Here is a 219-nt window from a genome sequence, read left to right on the forward strand (position 1 = left end):
TCAGGAATCAAGTTCCTGAACAACCTTAAGCTGCAAGTCCTTCTGAGGACTGATCTTTTCTCGCAGCGATTTCGAGAAGCGGAAGCTTCGAAAAATCATGTTTGGTGGCGATGGCGGAGGGGTTCCACGCGTACCCATCCCGAACACGACCGTTAAGTCCTCCAGCGCCAATGGTACTTGGACCGAAGGGTCCTGGGAGAGTAGGACGCTGCCAAGCAC

Annotated in this window: 1 rRNA gene; it reads left to right on the forward strand. The window is 53.9% G+C overall.

The annotated features are described in order from the left end of the window. Positions 1 to 100 precede the first annotated feature (100 nt). Positions 101 to 217: ribosomal RNA gene (gene rrf, locus BN3772_RS30385) — 5S ribosomal RNA — on the forward strand. Positions 218 to 219: the final 2 nt, after the last annotated feature.

The organism is Paenibacillus camerounensis (genome assembly GCF_000723885.1).
GTDB classification, from domain to species: Bacteria; Bacillota; Bacilli; order Paenibacillales; family Paenibacillaceae; genus Paenibacillus_AQ; species Paenibacillus_AQ camerounensis.